A 317-nucleotide genomic window follows, 5' to 3' on the forward strand; every position below is an offset into this window, starting at 1 on the left:
TGAAGTACGGCGCCTCTCAGAAGGCATATTTGAGCGCCATACTAGACCTATATGATGGATCCATCCGTGCCTTCGTTCTTGGGCACTCCAATAATAATCAGCTCGTGTTCGATACTCTCGAACTCGCCCTACAGGGCGCACCGGGAAGTCGTCCCTTGCTTCATAGTGATCGAGGATTTCAATATACTTCTCATGCGTTTCGTCATATGACACGCGTAGCAGGCATTACACAAAGCATGTCTCGGGTTGGAAGATGTATTGATAACGGACCGATGGAGTCCTTTTGGGGAGCGTTGAAGTGCGAAAGTTATTATCTA

General features: G+C 47.9%; 1 protein-coding gene. It reads left to right on the plus strand.

Annotated elements, in window-relative coordinates:
• The coding region (locus B4C70_RS05350) for a DDE-type integrase/transposase/recombinase (RefSeq protein ID WP_290777488.1) at positions 1-317 on the plus strand (317 nt) is incomplete at both ends.

This window comes from Exiguobacterium sp. UBA5002 (assembly GCF_002396765.1).
In the GTDB taxonomy this organism is placed as follows: Bacteria; Bacillota; Bacilli; order Exiguobacteriales; family Exiguobacteriaceae; genus Exiguobacterium_A.